We start from the raw sequence: 16759 nt of genomic DNA, 5'->3' as shown, positions 1-16759 counted from the left end.
GAAAGTACGGAACGCGTCACAGCGGGCTCCAGGGGCCGGGAACGGCCCTTCGTGGTGTTCGCCGATGGCTGAGTTCTGGCACTCGAGTTGACCGAGTGCTAATCGCGGCCTAGATTCAGTGTTGGCACTCTCCCTAGGAGGGTGCCAGCGGCCCCGGCCCCTGACCCCCGCGACGGCAGGCGGCGGGACGGCCGTCCTGACGCACTGTGAATCATCAAGAACTCGACCGTGGAGGTCAGCAAGTGTCGGTCACGATCAAGCCGCTCGAGGACCGTGTCCTCGTTGCGCCGCTCGAAGCCGAGCAGACCACGAAGTCCGGCCTGGTGATCCCGGACACCGCCAAGGAGAAGCCGCAGGAGGGCGAGGTCCTCGCCACCGGCCCCGGCCGCATCGACGACAACGGCAACCGCGTCCCGCTGGACGTCGCCGTCGGCGACAAGGTCATCTACTCCAAGTACGGCGGCACCGAGGTCAAGTACGACGGCCAGGACTACCTGATCCTGGGCGCCCGCGACATCCTCGCCGTCGTCAGCAAGTGACGACTGCTCAGAGTTTCTGACTGACACCGCCCCGGTGCCGATCACCGGCGCCGGGGCGGAGTCGGTCCAGAACCGGCTGGGCCATTGAACGCAAGAATTCAGAGAGGGACTGGTTTTTCCATGCCGAAGATCCTCGAGTTCGACGAGAACGCGCGGCGCGCCCTGGAGCGCGGCGTCGACAAGCTCGCGAACACGGTGAAGGTGACGCTGGGGCCCAAGGGCCGCTACGTCGTGCTGGACAAGAAGTGGGGCGCCCCGACCATCACCAACGACGGTGTCACCGTCGCCCGTGAGGTCGAGCTGGACGACCCGTTCGAAAACCTCGGCGCGCAGCTGGCCAAGGAGGTCGCCACCAAGACCAACGACGTCGCCGGTGACGGGACCACCACCGCCACGGTGCTGGCCCAGGCGCTCGTGCACGAGGGCCTGCGGGCCGTCGCGGCCGGGGTCAACCCGATGGGCCTGAAGAAGGGCATCGAGGCTGCCGTCGAGGCTGTCTCCGCCCGGCTGATCGAGACCGCGCGCCCGGTCGACGACAAGGGCGACATGGCCCACGTCGCCACCATCTCCGCCCGGGACGCCGAGATCGGCGGCCTGATCGCGGACGCCTTCGACAAGGTCGGCAAGGACGGTGTGATCACCGTCGAGGAGTCGAACACCTTCGGCACCGAGCTCGAGTTCACCGAGGGCATGCAGTTCGACAAGGGCTTCATCTCGCCCTACTTCATCACCGACGCCGAGGCTGGCGAAGCGGTGCTGGACGACCCGTACATCCTGATCAGCCAGAACAAGATCTCCGCCGTCGCGGACCTGCTCCCGTTGCTGGAGAAGGTCGTGCAGTCGGGCAAGACGCTGCTGATCATCGCCGAGGACGTCGAGGCCGAGGCGCTGTCCACGCTCGTCGTGAACAAGATCCGCGGCAACTTCACCTCCGTGGCCGTCAAGGCCCCGGGCTTCGGTGACCGCCGCAAGGCGATGCTGGAGGACCTGGCCGCGCTGACCGGCGCGCAGGTGATCGCTCCCGAGGTCGGGCTCAAGCTCGACCAGGTCGGCCTCGAGGTGCTCGGCACCGCGCGGCGGATCGTCGTGAGCAAGGACAACACCACCGTTGTCGAGGGCGCCGGCAAGTCCGACGAGATCGAGGCCCGGGTCAACCAGATCAAGGCCGAGATCGAGCGCACCGACTCCGACTGGGACCGCGAGAAGCTGCAGGAGCGGCTGGCCAAGCTGGCCGGTGGCGTCTGCGTGATCAAGGTCGGCGCGGCCACCGAGGTCGAGCTGAAGGAGAAGAAGCACCGCATCGAGGACGCCGTCTCGGCGACCCGTGCGGCGATCGAGGAGGGCATCGTCGCCGGTGGCGGCTCCGCTCTCGTCCACGCCGCGTCGGTGCTGGAGAACGGCCTGGGCCTGGAGGGCGACGAGCTCGCCGGTGTCCGGATCGTGCGCAAGTCGGTGGTCGAGCCGCTGCGCTGGATCGCCGAGAACGGTGGTTACGAGGGTTACGTCGTGACCGCCAAGGTGGCCGAGCTCGAGGTCGGCAGCGGCTTCAACGCCGCCACCGGTGAGTACGGCGACCTGCTCGCGCAGGGTGTTCTCGACCCGGTCAAGGTGACCCGTTCCGCGCTGGCCAACGCCGGCTCGATCGCGGCCCTGCTCCTCACCACGGAGACCCTGGTCGTCGACAAGCCCGAGGAAGAGGAGCCCGCCGCAGCCGGTCACGGCCACGGTCACGGTCACTGATTCCTCGGTACCACCCAGCACCACGTACCAAGCACCACCCGCTGCCCGGCCGGTCCTCGGACCTGCCGGGCAGCGGTCCTTTCCGGCGGGTGACCGGGCTCACGGCCGGCGGAGTTGAGTGTGCCCCGAGGGCCGAGTGTTGGCTGATGGCGTAGTGAGATCGCTCGCGCAGTACGCCACCTTGGAGGCACCCCGTGAAGAGATTCCGTGCGACCGGACTGGTCGCCACCGCGCTGGTCCTGGCCCTGACCGGCGTACTCGCCGGCAGTGCGACCGCGGCCGAGCCGAAGGTCGCGGTCGCCACCGCGACCGTTTCGGTCACCCACGAGCAGAACGACCGTGTCCCGGAAGGCGCAACTTGGACACAGCACTACTTCCCGTCGTCCGACGGCTCCGACGTCGAGCTGCACGCCGACGTCCTGCTGCCGGAGGGACTGGCCAAGAGCGCCAAGGTTCCGGTGATCCTGTCGGCCGGCTCGTACTTCGGGCACTCCGGGCAGACCGCGCCGGAGGGCTGGAAGCAGACCGGTCCCTCGAACCGCTTCCAGGACTTCATCGAGGGCACCGACCTGTTCAAGCAGGGCTACGCCTTCGTCATGGTGGACACCCGTGGCTTCGGTGGATCCACGGGCTGCCTCGACGCCGCCGGACCGGGTGAGCAAGCCGACGTCAAGGCGGCGATCGACTGGGCCGCGCGCCAGCCGTGGTCGACCGGCGCGGTCGGCATGTACGGCAAGTCGTACGACGCCATCACCGGCCTGATCGGCAACAACCTGAATCAGGACGCGCTGAAGGCCGTCGTCGCCCAGGAGCCGATCTGGGACCTGTACCGCAACATCCGCTCGAACGGCGTACCCCGGACGACGGCTGTCACCGTGCCCAGTGCGTACAACACCATCGCCTCCCTGCCGCAGTTGCCGGACGACGACGCTCGGTACCAGGCCAACGCCAAGTACGAGGAGAAGAACCCGGAGTGCCTGGTCGCGAACCTGTTCGACTACCAGATCGCCGACCCGCAGTCGAAGTACTGGCGCGACCGCGACTACGCCCAGCACGCCAAGGGATCTGACACCCCGCTGTTCGTCACCCAGGGCTTCCTGGAATGGAACACCGAACCCGAGGCGATGCAGGAGTACCTGGCCAACCACAAGGGGCCCCAGCGGGCCTGGCTCGGTCAGTGGGACCACAAGCGCGGCAACGAAGTCACCGTCGACGGACGGCTGGAGATGGGTCGCAAGGGCTGGTTCAAGGAGACGCTGTCCTTCTACGACCAGTACCTCAAGGGCGTCAAGCCGACGATCGCCTACCCGAAGGTCTCCATCCAGGACAGCACCGGCACCTGGCGCGCGCAGAACGAGTGGCCGGTGATCGAGCGCTCGGCCGTGATCAGGCTGCGTGGCGGTTCGTACGTCGACCACGGTGGCGAAGGCAAGCACGCCAAGAGCCCCGGCATCTTCAACTGGTCGCAGCCGCTGACCCAGAAGACCCGCATCACCGCCACCCCGCGGATCGCGCTGAACGCCAAGGGCAACGGCAACCTGATGATCAAGCTGTACGACGTCGCCCCGGACGGCAAAGCCGTGATGTTCGACGAGCAGGTGTCCCTGGTGAAGCCGGGCCGGGTGGCCTTCGACCTCAAGTCGACCGACTGGACGCTGGCGGCCGGGCACCGGATCGCCGTCGAGATCGGCACCGTCCCGCCGCGTAGTGGTGACTGGGTGGACACGCCCAGCCAGGAGATGATCAAGGTCAAGGACGTCCGGCTCGACCTGGACCTGGACAACCCGGCCGACGACGTCTCCACCGAGGGCGCGCGCTCGCCGTACCTGGACACCTACCTCAGCGGCTACACGAGCAAGCTGCCGATCGGCCGTCCGACCTTCATTGTGCCGTCCGCACGGCGCTGACCGGGCCGGTGAGCTTGTAGCTTCGGGACCGAGCGAGAAGGGGAGACCATGGGGTGGAGCACGAAGCAGCTGGCCGAGCTGGCCGGCACGACCCTGAAGACCGTGCGGCACTACCACAAGGTCGGTCTGCTGGAGGAACCCGAGCGCAGCACCAACGGCTACAAGCAGTACGGCGTCGCCCACCTGGTCCGGCTGTTGCGGATCCGGCGACTGACCGATCTGGGCATGTCGTTGCCGCAGATCGCGGCGATGGGCGACGCCGACGAGCACCCGGAAGAGGCACTGCGGCTGCTGGACGCCGAACTGGCAGCCGCGGCGGACCGGATCCAGCGGGTCCGGGCCGAGCTGGCGCTGATCCTGCGGCAGAGCCTGCCGACGGATCTGCCGGCCGCTCTGGCGCCGGGCATCGAGGAGTTCTCCGAGGCCGACCGGGCGATGATGGTGGTGTACAGCCGGGTGCTGGCCCCGAGCGGGATCGAGGCGTGGCGGCGGATGCTGGCCGAGTACCAGCACACTCAGGCCGGCCGGGACTTCGACAGTCTGCCCGCCGGCGCGGACGAGGAGACCCGGCGCGAGGTGGCCGAGGGGATGGTCATCCATGTCGTCGAACTGTTCGCGACCTACCCCGACGTGGTCGCCGCCCAGTTCGACGCGCCGGGTGGGATCCGGCAGGTCGGACGCGCGGTCGGCGTGGCCCTCAAGGAGCTCTACAACCCCGCCCAGCTGGACGTGCTGCGGCAGGTTGCGGGCTTGCTCCCGGCGGAGCACCGCAGGCAGTAACAGCTCGTAATGAAAATAACTCACTGATCATCAGTTGCCTCTAGGCAGCGGGGATTCTGGGCCGTAGCATCTTGCAGGCTGACCGGTCTGACACGAGGGGGCGAGGGTGGCCGAGGTGAAAATGCCGCACACCCATGACCGGGTCGAGCTCCGGGATCTGGCCGCATTGGCCGGGAGTGGGGATCCAGGGGCACTCAACGACCTGTTGACCCGGGTGCGCGCTGTCGCACACCGGTACGTACGTTCCCGGCTGTGGACCTACCCAGGTGGCGCCGACATGGTCGACGACGTCGCGCAGGAGGTCTGCGTGGCGGTGTTCGGCGCGCTCGGGCGCTACCGCGACGAGGGTCGGCCGTTCGAGGCGTTCGTGTACGGGATCGCGGCCCGCAAGGTCGCCGACGCGCAGCGCGCCTTCGCGGTCGCCGACGTGTCGACGCCGGACCTGCCGGACGGGGCCGACGAGTCCCCGACGCCGGAGGAGCACGCGGTCAGACACTCGGAGGTCCAGCACATCGTGGGCCTGCTGGAAAGATTGCCGGAGAAACTGCGGGAGATCCTGCGGCTCCGGGTGGTTGCGGGGATGTCAGCCGAAGAGACCGGCCGGGCACTGGGGATGACACCGGGGGCGGTGAGGGTCGCACAGCATCGGGCGTTGAACACGCTCAGGGGGTTTGTGGGGCATGAGGCAAAGCTGGAGCGAGGAGCAGGGGAGGAGCGGAATGGCTGAGCGCTTTGACTTAGACGCGATCGAAGCCGATGACGCGCTGCTCGACCTGCTCGCAGCCGGTGGAGAGTCCGCGTGGGAGGCGGGCGAGCACGACCCGACCCTGAAACTGCTGGCCGAGCTGCGGCTGGCGGTCGAGGTCGAGGACGAGCTCCCGGTGGAGACGATCGACGACCCGGAGAGCTTCCTGGCCCGCTGCGCGGCGCTGAACCCGGTGACCGATCCGTTCACCCGCAAGATCGCCGCCCGTGGTCTTGCCGTCGGTGTCGCCGCGGTGGCGGCGCTGTCGGTGTCGGGCGTCGCGGCCGCCGTCAACGGTGACCCGCTGGCGCCGTACGAGAAGATCGTCGAGAAGGTCGTCGAGCAGCTGCGGCCGCAGACCAGCTTCCCGCAGGAGAAGCTCGACGGATCACCGCTGCTCGACAAGTCGCAGATCGTCAAGGTCACCAAGGACTACCAGCAGAAGATCAAGGACCAGCGCGAGGTCGACGAGCGCAGGGCCGATCAGCGGTTGAGCGACCCGCTGGCGCTCGGGCTGACCGAGCTCGAGACGGTGATGCCGAAGCCGCCGTACGCCCCGCCGAAGGTGGACATCAAGGCCGGGACGCGCGACCCGCTGCTGCCGCCGGTCCAGCCGGTCGACGACAAGCCGGTCGACAAGCCGACCGCCCCGGTGGACGAGCCGATCGACGAACCGACGGACAAGCCGAGCGACCCGCCGACGACGCCGATCGACGAGCCGACCGAGCCGCCGCCGCCCACGCCGACCGATCCGCCGACGACACCGACCGACCCACCGCCGACCGAGCCGACCGACAACGGCGGCAACGGTCAGACCGGCGAGACGCCGGGCACCGACCCGACCACCGCGCCGAGCGAGGGCAGTGGCGAAGCCGGTACGCCGGGTGGCGAGACCGGGGCCGGCGACGGGGAGACGACCGCGCCGGGGTCGGTCGAGACCAAGCCGGCGGAGCAGCCGACCGAGGGCGCGGGCGACCAGACCGGTGGCGCGGGCGACTCCAAGCCGTCCGATCCGCCTGCTGACGACTCCAAGCCTGCCGGCGACTCGAAGCCCGCCGACGACACCAAGCCGTCGCTGCCGTCCGAGACTCCGGTCGAGCCGACCCGCCTCGAGCAGTACGTGAACCAGCGGCTGCAGGCGGCGGCCAAGCACTCCAACGGCGAGTACTCGCTGGGCTGGGCCAAGCAGCAGTACGCCAAGGGCAAGCACTCCAACGGCCAGTACGCCGAGGGCAAGCACGCCGCGTTCGAGCGGGCCCACGGCTCGATGAACCCGGTGACCCTGCGCCAGATCCTCTGGGTGCTGAACCACCCCACCGGCCGCTGATCGATTGCCGGGCCCGTCTCCTGCGAGACGGGTCCGGAACGGCCGGCGGGTTCCCGGGCGGAACCCGCTGGGTCCACAGGTCCGGGGACCGATGCGGGGGACCGGGCACGGGCGGCATACCATGGTGTCCCGTTCTCGCCGTGCAAAGGTGCCTGCATCCCTCATGGACATCACCCCCTCCGGAGTACCCGACAAGTTCGCTGTTCTCGGTCTGACCTTCGACGACGTGCTGCTGCAGCCGAACGAGTCGGACGTGATCCCGTCCGAGGCGGTCACCAGGTCCCGGGTCAGCCGCAACATCGAGGTGAACATCCCGCTGCTGTCCAGCGCGATGGACACCGTCACCGAGGCGCGGATGGCGATCGCGATGGCCCGCCAGGGTGGTCTGGGCGTGCTGCACCGCAACCTCTCGATCGAGGACCAGGCCCAGCAGGTCGACCTGGTCAAGCGCTCGGAGTCCGGCATGATCGCGCAGCCGATCACGATCGGCCCGGACGCCACCATCGGCGAGGCCGACGCCCTGTGCGGGCAGTACCGGATCTCCGGTGTCCCGGTCGTCGACGACGCCGGCGTCCTGGTCGGCATCGTCACCAACCGTGACATGCGCTTCGAGACCAACCAGGACCGCCCGGTCCGCGAGGTGATGACCAAGCAGCCGCTGATCCTCGGCAAGCAGGGCATCTCCGCCGACGACGCGATGGCACTGCTCAGCAAGCACAAGATCGAGAAGCTGCCGCTGGTCGACGACGCCGGCAAGCTGACCGGCCTGATCACGCTGAAGGACTTCGTCAAGCGCGACCAGTTCCCGCTGTCCACCAAGGACGAGGCCGGCCGGCTGCGCGTCGGTGGCGCGATCGGCTTCTTCGGCGAGGCGTACAAGCGGGCGATGACGCTGGTCGAGGCCGGCGTGGACCTGCTCGTGGTCGACACCGCGCACGGTCACTCCCAGTCCCAGCTGGAGATCATCCGCAAGCTCAAGGCCGACCCGGCCACCCGCGGCGTCGACGTCGTCGGCGGTAACGTCGGCACCCGGGCCGGCGCCCAGGCGCTGGTCGACGCCGGCGCGGACGGCGTGAAGGTCGGCGTCGGACCGGGCTCGATCTGTACGACGCGCGTCGTGTCCGGCGTCGGCGTGCCCCAGGTGACCGCGATCTACGAGGCGTCGCTGGCCTGCAAGCCGGCCGGTGTCCCGGTGATCGGCGACGGCGGCCTGCAGTACTCCGGTGACATCGCCAAGGCGCTGGTCGCCGGTGCGGACACCGTGATGCTGGGCTCGCTGCTGGCCGGTTGCGAGGAGTCGCCGGGCGACCTGGTGTTCATCAACGGCAAGCAGTTCAAGGCCTACCGCGGGATGGGTTCGCTCGGCGCGATGCAGTCCGGTGGCCTGCGCAAGTCGTACTCCAAGGACCGGTACTTCCAGAGCGACGTCGGCAGCGACGAGAAGCTGATCGCCGAGGGCGTCGAGGGCCAGGTCCCGTACCGGGGCCCGCTGGCCGCGGTCGCGCACCAGCTGATCGGCGGCCTGCGCCAGTCGATGTGGTACACCGGCGCCCGCACCGTCGCCGAACTCCAGGACAAGGGCCGCTTCGTCCGGATCACCTCGGCCGGCCTGCAGGAGTCGCACCCGCACGACATCCAGATGACGGTCGAGGCACCGAACTACTCCGGTCGCTGACCCGGCCCGCCGATGACCGAGGGCCGGTTCCTGGACCGGCTGCTCGCGGCGGTGCCCGCGCTCCGCGCCGACTGGGACCGTGAGTCCGCCTTCCAGCAGGAGGGCGGACTCCCGCCGACCCCGGGCAGCTTCCTGATCGCACTCGGTTTCAGCACGGTCCGTCGCTGGGCCGAGGGCGGCACGGAGGCGACGCGGGACCTCCAAGCGCTGCTCGCGTTCCTGGAGGACGAGGCCGCCGACTTCGAGACCGCGGAGCTCATCACCAAGTACGTCGCCTGTCTGCCCGATCCGGGCGACCGCGACGACGAGGTCCTGGACCTGCTCGGGCCCCAGCTGCGCGAGCTGAAGAACGACCAGCTCCGGTACGACGACAAGCCGGCCTCCCCGGCCGTGGTCGCCTTCCTGCACCGCCTGGCCGACGAGGTCCCGTTCCTGCACCGGCAGGTGCTGGAGCACTTCGCGCAGTACCAGAAACCGCTCGGCCACTTGTTCCTCGGCGGCGTCGTCTCCGACGCCTGCACCCGGTACGACGAACACGGAGCCGCCGCCGTCGGCCCGTTGCTGGCGTTCCTCGAGCGCGAGTTCGAGCAGGACCCCGATGTCGACAACGTGATCGCCGTCTCGTTCGTCGAACTGCTGCCCGCGCCCGGCCAACCGGGCGCCGGGGTCGAGACCGTGCTCGGCCCCAAGCTGCGCGCGGAGCTCGACCGGCAGCGGGCCTGGCGGCCGTAGTACGTGATCACCCGCACGGACCCGGAGGGGCGGGCGCAGTAGGTCCGGCCCGTCGGTCCTCGGTAGGCTGCGGGCATGACCGAGATCGAGATCGGCCGGGCCAAGCGCGGCCGGCAGGCGTACGCGTTCGACGACATCGCGATCGTGCCGTCGCGGCGGACCCGGGACCCCGAGGAGGTCTCGGTGGCCTGGCAGATCGACGCGTACCGGTTCGAGCTGCCGATCCTGGCCGCGCCGATGGACTCGGTGATGTCACCGGCCACCGCGATCGCGATCGGCAAGGCCGGCGGTCTCGGGGTGCTGAACCTCGAGGGGCTGTGGACCCGGTTCGAGGACCCGACGTCGCTGCTCGAGGAGATCGTCACCCTCGGCCGTGAGCAGGCGACCACCCGGTTGCAGGAGATCTACTCGGCGCCGATCAAGCCCGAGCTGATCTCCCAGCGGGTGCAGGAGATCCGCGACTCCGGCGTCACCGTGGCCGGCGCGCTGTCGCCGCAGCGGACCAAGCAGTTCGCCAAGCACGTGGTCGACTCCGGGGTCGACCTGTTCGTCATCCGCGGTACGACGGTCTCGGCCGAGCACGTCTCCGGTCAGGCCGAGCCGCTGAACCTCAAGCAGTTCATCTACGACCTCGACGTCCCGGTGATCGTCGGTGGCTGCGCGACCCACCAGGCCGCGCTGCACCTGATGCGGACCGGCGCGGCCGGCGTACTGGTCGGCTTCGGTGGTGGCGCCGCGCACACGACCCGCAAGGTGCTCGGTGTCGCGGTGCCGATGGCGTCGGCGGTCGCCGACGTGGCCGCGGCCCGCCGGGACTACATGGACGAGTCCGGCGGCCGGTACGTGCACGTCATCGCCGACGGCTCGGTCGGCCGCTCCGGCGACGTCGCGAAGGCGATCGCCTGCGGCGCCGACGCGGTGATGGTCGGCTCCCCGCTGGCCCGCGCGAGCGACGCTCCCGGCGGCGGTTTCCACTGGGGTGCCGAGGCCTGGCACGCGGACCTCCCGCGCGGTGAGCGGGTCGAGGTCGGCGTCACCGGCACGATGGAGCAGATCCTGTTCGGCCCGTCCTGGGTCCCGGACGGCACGATGAACCTGGTCGGCGCCCTCAAGCGCGCGATGGCGACCACGGGGTACACGGAGCTCAAGGAGTTCCAGCGGGTCGAGGTCGTCGTCGGTTGAGCACCGGCGTCCTCCTGCTGCACGGCTCCAGCGGTACGCCGGACGTCGGGCGGGCGCGGGTTCTGGAGGCCGCGGGGTACGACGTCCTCGCGCCGACGTGGTTCGACGCGCGGGTCAGCGAGGTCCCGCTGGAGTCGTTCCCGCTGGACGAGCTGGCGGCCCGCAACGATCGGCTGGTCGTGATGGGCACGTCGTTCGGTGCCGAGGCGGCGCTGCTGCTCGGCACCGTGGACGACCGGATCGACGGGGTGGTCGCGCAGGCGCCGTCCGCGTACGTCTGGTCCTGGATCGAGGACGGCGTACAGACCTCGCACTGGACCTGGCAGGGCAAGTCGCTGCCGTTCGTGCCGTTCGACCTGGACTGGGAGCCGGCCGAAGATCCGCCCGCGTACGTCGACGGCTACCGGCAGCGGCTGCGGAAGTTCCCGGCCGAGGCGACGGACGCGGAGATCCCGGCCGAGCGGTTCCGCGGCGAGCTGTTGCTGCTGGCCGGTGGTGACGACAAGGTCTGGCCGTCGGCGGAGTTCGCCGAGCAGCTGGTACGCCGTCGGGGTTCGCTGGTCACCGAGGTGCTGGTGTCGGAGGAGGCCGGGCACCGGGTGATCCTGCCGGGCGAGCAGCCGAAGAACGCCGGCCAGCAGATGGCTCGGGGTGGCAGTGAGGACGCCGACCGGGCGTTCGGCGTACGGGCGTGGCCGCACATTCTGAGGCTTCTCGAGGTCTGAGGCGTGGACGCGCCGTTCGTGAGGTGAGACACCTGTGGCGGGCGCTCGCGGGTTGGGTGGTTCTGGAAGGATGAACCCATGGGACTGTTCAGCCGCCGCACCGAAGCCGACAACGTCGCCCTCGCCGCTGCGCGGGCGCAACTGGCCCCCGAGGACGTCGACCAGGTTCGCTTCCTGCTGACCACGCGCAAGAGCGTCTTCGCGGTGAAGTACGTGATGGACCGCACCGGCTCCGAGCTCAAGCACGCCAAGGAAGTGGTCGACGACATCCGCCTCGGGCGCTTCGTGCCCCCGGTCACCGGTACGCCGGTCGTCCGCCTGCCCGGCACCAACCTGGCCGAGCGCACCCGGGCCCTGAAGGCGTCCGGTGAGTTGCATCAGGCAACGGCTTTGGTGGTCAGCGAGACCGGTATGACCGAGGCCGAAGCAGGCCTGTTCGTCGGGGCCCTGAAGCCCGACCTGCAGGACTGAGAACGTCCTCAGGTCTGCAGCTGCGCCGCGGCCTCGTGAGCGTGCTGCGAGGCCAGGAAGTCGCCTTTGGCCGCGAGCAGGTCGCCGTGGTGGCGGTAGCAGGAGCCGGCCAGGTCGGCGACCTCGGTGCTGCTCGTGCTGAACGGGATCAGCGCGGTGGCCACCTCCGCGCTCCAGCCGGCGAGGTCGAGAGCCATCTCGGTCTGCCCGGCCGCGTGGTACGCCTCCGAGATGTCGAGCAGCAGCCGCGCCCAGATCGCCGCGTACGTGCTGGTCTCGTAGCGCATCCGCTGCGACTCGCGCTCCGACGAGATCGCGAACAGGTAGTGCGCCTCGAGGCCGAGCGTCAGCGCGGTCTCCGCGTCGTGCGCGAGCAGCGGGCGGACCAGCTCGGCCAGCTCGGTCGCGCGGACGCAGGCCGACTCCGGGTCGGTCCGGCCGGACACGGTCGCCAGCGTCATCCCCGGCGCGGGCTCGCTCAGCGCCAGCAGCCGGTAGTACTGCTCGAACGGGCCGAGCTTGATCTCCGCTGTCTCCAGCGCCGACGTCAGTGACGGCGGGATGCCGCGGTCCAGCTCGTCGACGACCCGCTGGGCCGCTTCCTCGTCGGTGGCGAACGCCGTCCGCAGGCAGTTCTCGCCCTCCAGGACCCGGCCGACCTCGTTGAGGTGCCGGCCCTTGCGGGCCAGCGCCGCGACCAGAGTGCGCAGGTCGGTCGCGGACTCGGAGTCGGCGAGCGTGTCCGCCGTGCTGAGGCCGATCTCGTCCGCCTCCAGGGCCAGGTCGAGCCGGTGCTCGGACGCGTGGATGTCGGCCGAGACAGCCGTCGCCGAGCACAGGTAGCGCGCGTACGACAGGGACTGGGCGCTCTCGTTGATCTGCCCGGCCAGCTGCAGGAACAGCTGAACGGCCGCGTCAGCGGAGGCCACGGCCAGGTCCGGATCGCCGTACCGGCGCAGGATCAGGGCGTTCATCGCCAGCACCCGAGCGAAGTCGGGCTGGTGGTGCAGGCTGTCCGGACCGCCGACGAGCTGGCCGTACGCGATCACCGCGCCGTCCATCTCCAGTACGGCGGTAGCGCCCCAGCCGCGGTGCGCCTGGGTCATCGCACGCCGGGCGCGGACGTCAGCCAGGAACGAGGTCGCGTCCAGTACGCCGGCGTCGCTCAGCTCGGTGTAGCCCAGCTGCGCCTCGTGCAGCGCGGCCAGAGCCTCCTCGTGCCGACCGGAGGCGTTCAGCGAGCCCGCCAGCTCGTACTGCGTGGCCGCCATCAGGTGCTTGGCCTCGTAATGGTCCGGCCGGTCGCCGGCCCGCTCCCGGGCCAGCTCGATCACCCGTTGCTGGTAGGGCCCGGCCTCGTCGGCGCGGCCCTCCTCGATCAGCACCTGGGCGGTCTGCAGCGCCTCACCGAGCTCGTCCTCAGGAGGCGTCCAAAGCCCCCCGCTGTCCACCATCTTGACGTTCCACCCCTTCGCTGACTCAACGGATCACCTTAGTGCCAACCGCAGTGATCCACCTCACCTGACGCGTGTGAGTCCGTGCCACTGGCGCGGTACTGACACATCTGATTACCCACAGGTAGCCTGGAGGAATGAGCGAGCAGACCTCGATCCCCGCGGACCCCGAGCTGGACCCGACCGCTTCCTGGGCCACCGACCAGTCGGTCGTCCGGCGGCTGGCGGGCCTGCTGCGAGCCACGGCGGGCACCCGTACGTCGTACGCGCCGGCCACCGGCCAACCGGTCGCCGAGCTGCCGCTGTCCAGCGTGGACGACGTGGTCGCCGCCGTCCGCTCCGCCCGGCGTACGCAGCGCAGCTGGAAGGGAACGTCGCTGGCCGACCGGGCCGCGATCCTGCTGCGCTACCACGACCTGGTCCTGGACCACCGGCACGAGCTGGTCGACCTGGTCATCCTGGAGTCCGGCAAGGCCCGCAAGCAGGCGTTCGAGGAGGTCGCGCACGTCGCGCTGACCGCCCGGTACTACGCGCGCAAGGCGGCCGAGCTGCTCGGGCCGCAGCGCAAGCTGGGCATGTTCCCGGTGCTGACCCGGGCCGAGCAGCGGTTCGTGCCGAAAGGCGTCGTCGGCATCATCTCGCCCTGGAACTACCCGCTCAGCATGGCGATGGCCGACGGCCTGCCCGCCGTACTGGCCGGGAACGCGGTGGTGCTCAAGCCGGACAGCCAGACCCCGCTGACCGCGCTCCGGGCGGTCGAGCTGCTGCACGAGGCCGGTCTGCCGCGTGACGCCTGGCAGTTGGTGAACGGCGACGGCCCGACCGTCGGCGGCGCGATCATCCAGAACGTCGACTACGTCTGCTTCACCGGTTCCACCAGGACCGGCCGCCTGGTCGCGAAGCAGGCCGGTGAGCGACTGATCGGCGCCAGCCTGGAGCTCGGCGGCAAGAACCCGATGCTCGTGCTGCGCGACGCCGACGTGCACCGGGCCGCGGAGGGCGCGGTCCGGGCCTGCTTCAACAGCGGCGGCCAGCTCTGCGTCTCGATGGAGCGCCTGTACGTCGCCGACCAGATCTACGACGCCTTCGTGACCGCGTTCCTCGACCGGGTGAAGAAGCTGAAGCTCTCGGCCGGGACCGGCTGGGACGTCGACATGGGCTCGCTGATCTCCAAGGCGCAGCTGGAGACGGTCAGCCGGCACGTCGACGACGCCCGCGACAAGGGCGCCGTCGTACTGGCCGGTGGCAAGGCCCGGCCGGACCTCGGTCCGCTGTTCTACGAGCCGACCGTGCTGTCCGGCGTGACTCCGGAGATGGAGTGCTTCGACCACGAGACCTTCGGGCCGGTGGTGTCGCTGTACCGGTTCTCCGACGAGTCCGAGGCGATCGAGCGGGCCAACGAGGGCGAGTACGGGCTGAACGCCAGCGTCTGGACCCGTGACGGCCGCCGCGGCCGCGCGATCGCCGCGCAACTGGTGGCGGGCACGGTCAACGTGAACGAGGGCTACGCGGCCACCTTCGGCTCGATCGACACCCCGATGGGCGGCATGCGCTCGTCCGGCCTCGGCCGTCGCCAAGGCGTCGAGGGCATCCGCCGGTACGTCGACCCGCAGGCGATCGCGACGCAGCGGGTGGTGCCCATTGCCGCCTCCCACGGGATCAGCGACGAGACGTACGCCGAAGTGATGACCACGGCGCTCCGGGTCCTGAAGAAGCTGGGCCGGGCCTGAGATGAGCTTCGACCACGACGTCGTGATCATCGGCTCCGGCTTCGGCGGCAGCGTGAGCGCGCTGCGGCTGACCGAGAAGGGCTATCGGGTCGCCGTCCTGGAGGCGGGCGCGCGGTTCGACGACGCGGGGTTCGCGAAGAACTCCTGGGACAAGAACCGGTTCCTGTTCGCGCCGAAGCTCGGCTGGTACGGGATCCAGCGGATCAGCGCGCTGCGGGACGTGATCATCCTGTCCGGCGCGGGCGTCGGTGGCGGCAGCCTGGTCTACGCCAACACCCTGTACGAGCCGCTGCCCGCGTTCTACGCCGACCGCCAGTGGGCGCACATCACCGACTGGAAGTCCGAGCTGGCGCCGTACTACGACCAGGCCAAGCGGATGCTCGGCGTCACGACGTACCCGCACTTCACGCCGGCCGACGAGGTGATGAAGCAGGTCGCCGACGACCTGGGCGTGGGGGACACCTTCCACCCGACGCCGGTCGGGGTGTTCTTCGGCGAGCCCGGGGTCGAGGTCGAGGACCCGTACTTCGGTGGTGCCGGGCCGCGACGCAGCGGGTGCATCGACTGCGGCGAGTGCATGACCGGGTGCCGGCACAACGCCAAGAACACGCTGACCAAGAACTACCTCTACCTGGCCGAGAAGGCCGGCGCGGAGGTCTTCCCGATGACCACGGTGACGTCGGTCGAGCCGCTGCCCGGTGGTGGCTACGCGATCGAGACCCGCCGTACGTCGAACCGGAAGCTGACCCGGCGGTTCACCGCCGAGCAGGTGGTCTTCGCGGCCTCCGCGCTCGGGACCGCGAAGCTGCTGCACCGGCTCCGCGACGAGGGCAAGCTGCCGAAGGTGTCGGACCGGGTCGGCGTGCTGACCCGGACCAACTCGGAGTCGTTGCTGGGAGCAATCGCCGGGGACCGGACGGTGGACTACAGCCGCGGCGTCGCGATCACGTCGTCGTTCCACCCCGACGACATCACGCACATCGAGCCGGTCCGGTACGGCAAGGGCAGCAACGCGATGTCGCTGCTGCAGACCGTGCTGACCGACGGTGACGGGGACAAGCCGCGCTGGCGGACCTGGCTTCGCGAGCTGGGAGTGCAGCGGAAGAACATCCGCCGCCTGTACGACCTGAAGCACTGGTCGGAGCGGACGGTGATCGCGCTGGTGATGCAGACCGCGGACAACTCGATCACCACCTTCGGCAAGCGGGACCGGTTCGGCCGGTGGCGGCTGACCTCGAAGCAGGGCCACGGTGCCCCGAACCCGTCCTGGATCCCGGTCGCGAACCAGGTGGTCCGCCGGATGGCGACGATCATGCGGGGGACGCCGGGCGGCACGATCGGGGAGCCGTTCAACGTGCCGATGACGGCGCACTTCATCGGCGGCTGCGCGATCGGCGACTCGGCGGAGACGGGCGTGGTGGACGCGTACCACCGGGTCTACGGGTACGACGGCCTGCACATCGTGGACGGCTCGACGATCTCGGCGAACCTGGGCGTCAATCCGTCGCTGACGATCACGGCGCAGGCCGAGCGGGCGCTCGCGTTCTGGCCGAACAAGGGCGAGGCCGACCCGCGGCCGGGCATCGGTACGCCGTACCAGCGGGTGGCGCCGGTGGTGCCCGGGCGGCCGGTGGTACCGGTGGATGCGCCCGGGGCTTTGCGGCTGCCGATTGTGGAGATCACCAACAAGCAGCAGCCTGTGACGAAACTGTAACGCCCTGACAATGTGAAAAACCCTCAGTTGCGGTGAAT

Annotated in this window: 14 protein-coding genes; 13 read left to right on the top strand and 1 reads right to left on the bottom strand. The window is 69.9% G+C overall.

Annotated elements, in window-relative coordinates; genetic code table 11:
• The first annotated feature begins 242 nt into the window (after positions 1–242).
• From groES to ACLQ2O_RS24380, 11 genes are all read left to right on the top strand, one after another.
• Positions 243–539: a co-chaperone GroES gene (groES, locus tag ACLQ2O_RS24430; protein WP_184798551.1), complete on the top strand. Its 297-nt coding sequence runs from the start codon at positions 243–245 to the stop codon at positions 537–539.
• Positions 540–659: 120 nt separating this feature from the next.
• Positions 660–2279 (top strand): chaperonin GroEL, encoded by a 1620-nt coding sequence (gene groL / locus ACLQ2O_RS24425; protein WP_425835201.1) that lies wholly within the window; start codon positions 660–662, stop codon positions 2277–2279.
• Between the two features lie 194 nt (positions 2280–2473).
• Positions 2474–4186, top strand: coding sequence for a CocE/NonD family hydrolase (locus tag ACLQ2O_RS24420; protein ID WP_425835199.1), 1713 nt, complete (start codon positions 2474–2476; stop codon positions 4184–4186).
• A gap of 48 nt (positions 4187–4234) precedes the next feature.
• Positions 4235–4966: a MerR family transcriptional regulator gene (locus ACLQ2O_RS24415; RefSeq protein ID WP_425835197.1), complete on the top strand. Its 732-nt coding sequence runs from the start codon at positions 4235–4237 to the stop codon at positions 4964–4966.
• A gap of 121 nt (positions 4967–5087) precedes the next feature.
• Entirely contained in the window at positions 5088–5693 is a 606-nt protein-coding gene (gene shbA, locus ACLQ2O_RS24410; RefSeq protein WP_425835275.1) for an RNA polymerase sigma factor ShbA, read from the top strand.
• A complete protein-coding gene (locus ACLQ2O_RS24405) occupies positions 5686–7038 on the top strand; it encodes a hypothetical protein (RefSeq protein WP_425835195.1) in 1353 nt (450 codons plus the stop codon). The genes shbA and ACLQ2O_RS24405 overlap by 8 nt, the downstream gene beginning before the upstream one ends.
• A gap of 163 nt (positions 7039–7201) precedes the next feature.
• Positions 7202–8713: an IMP dehydrogenase gene (gene guaB, locus ACLQ2O_RS24400; RefSeq protein ID WP_425835193.1), complete on the top strand. Its 1512-nt coding sequence runs from the start codon at positions 7202–7204 to the stop codon at positions 8711–8713.
• Between the two features lie 12 nt (positions 8714–8725).
• Positions 8726–9445, top strand: a complete 720-nt coding sequence (locus tag ACLQ2O_RS24395; protein ID WP_425835191.1) for a hypothetical protein — start codon at positions 8726–8728, stop codon at positions 9443–9445.
• A 75-nt stretch (positions 9446–9520) separates the two neighbouring features.
• Positions 9521–10627 carry a GuaB3 family IMP dehydrogenase-related protein gene (locus tag ACLQ2O_RS24390; protein WP_425835189.1) on the top strand — a complete coding sequence of 369 codons (1107 nt, stop codon included), beginning with the start codon at positions 9521–9523 and terminating at the stop codon, positions 10625–10627.
• Positions 10624–11352 carry an alpha/beta hydrolase gene (locus ACLQ2O_RS24385; RefSeq protein WP_425835187.1) on the top strand — a complete coding sequence of 243 codons (729 nt, stop codon included), beginning with the start codon at positions 10624–10626 and terminating at the stop codon, positions 11350–11352. The genes ACLQ2O_RS24390 and ACLQ2O_RS24385 overlap by 4 nt, the downstream gene beginning before the upstream one ends.
• Before the next feature lie 78 nt (positions 11353–11430).
• Complete coding sequence (locus ACLQ2O_RS24380) at positions 11431–11823, top strand: hypothetical protein (protein ID WP_425835185.1); 393 nt, start codon at positions 11431–11433, stop codon at positions 11821–11823.
• 8 nt (positions 11824–11831) lie between these two features.
• Here the strand turns inward: ACLQ2O_RS24380 and ACLQ2O_RS24375 are convergent, their stop codons facing one another.
• On the bottom strand, positions 11832–13277 hold the full coding sequence (locus ACLQ2O_RS24375) for a hypothetical protein (RefSeq protein WP_425835183.1): 1446 nt from the start codon (positions 13275–13277) through the stop codon (positions 11832–11834).
• 137 nt (positions 13278–13414) lie between these two features.
• Between ACLQ2O_RS24375 and ACLQ2O_RS24370 the strand changes: the two genes are divergently transcribed.
• Both ACLQ2O_RS24370 and ACLQ2O_RS24365 read left to right on the top strand, forming a co-directional pair.
• Entirely contained in the window at positions 13415–15007 is a 1593-nt protein-coding gene (locus ACLQ2O_RS24370) for a succinic semialdehyde dehydrogenase (RefSeq protein WP_425835181.1), read from the top strand.
• Position 15008: 1 nt separating this feature from the next.
• Positions 15009–16721 carry a GMC oxidoreductase gene (locus ACLQ2O_RS24365; RefSeq protein WP_425835179.1) on the top strand — a complete coding sequence of 571 codons (1713 nt, stop codon included), beginning with the start codon at positions 15009–15011 and terminating at the stop codon, positions 16719–16721.
• Positions 16722–16759: the final 38 nt, after the last annotated feature.

Origin of the sequence: Kribbella sp. DT2 (assembly GCF_049844575.1) — a bacterium.
Lineage (GTDB): Bacteria > Actinomycetota > Actinomycetes > Propionibacteriales > Kribbellaceae > Kribbella.
Note: the sequence above shows the minus strand (reverse complement) of the source record. Positions and strands in the feature narration are given on the sequence as shown.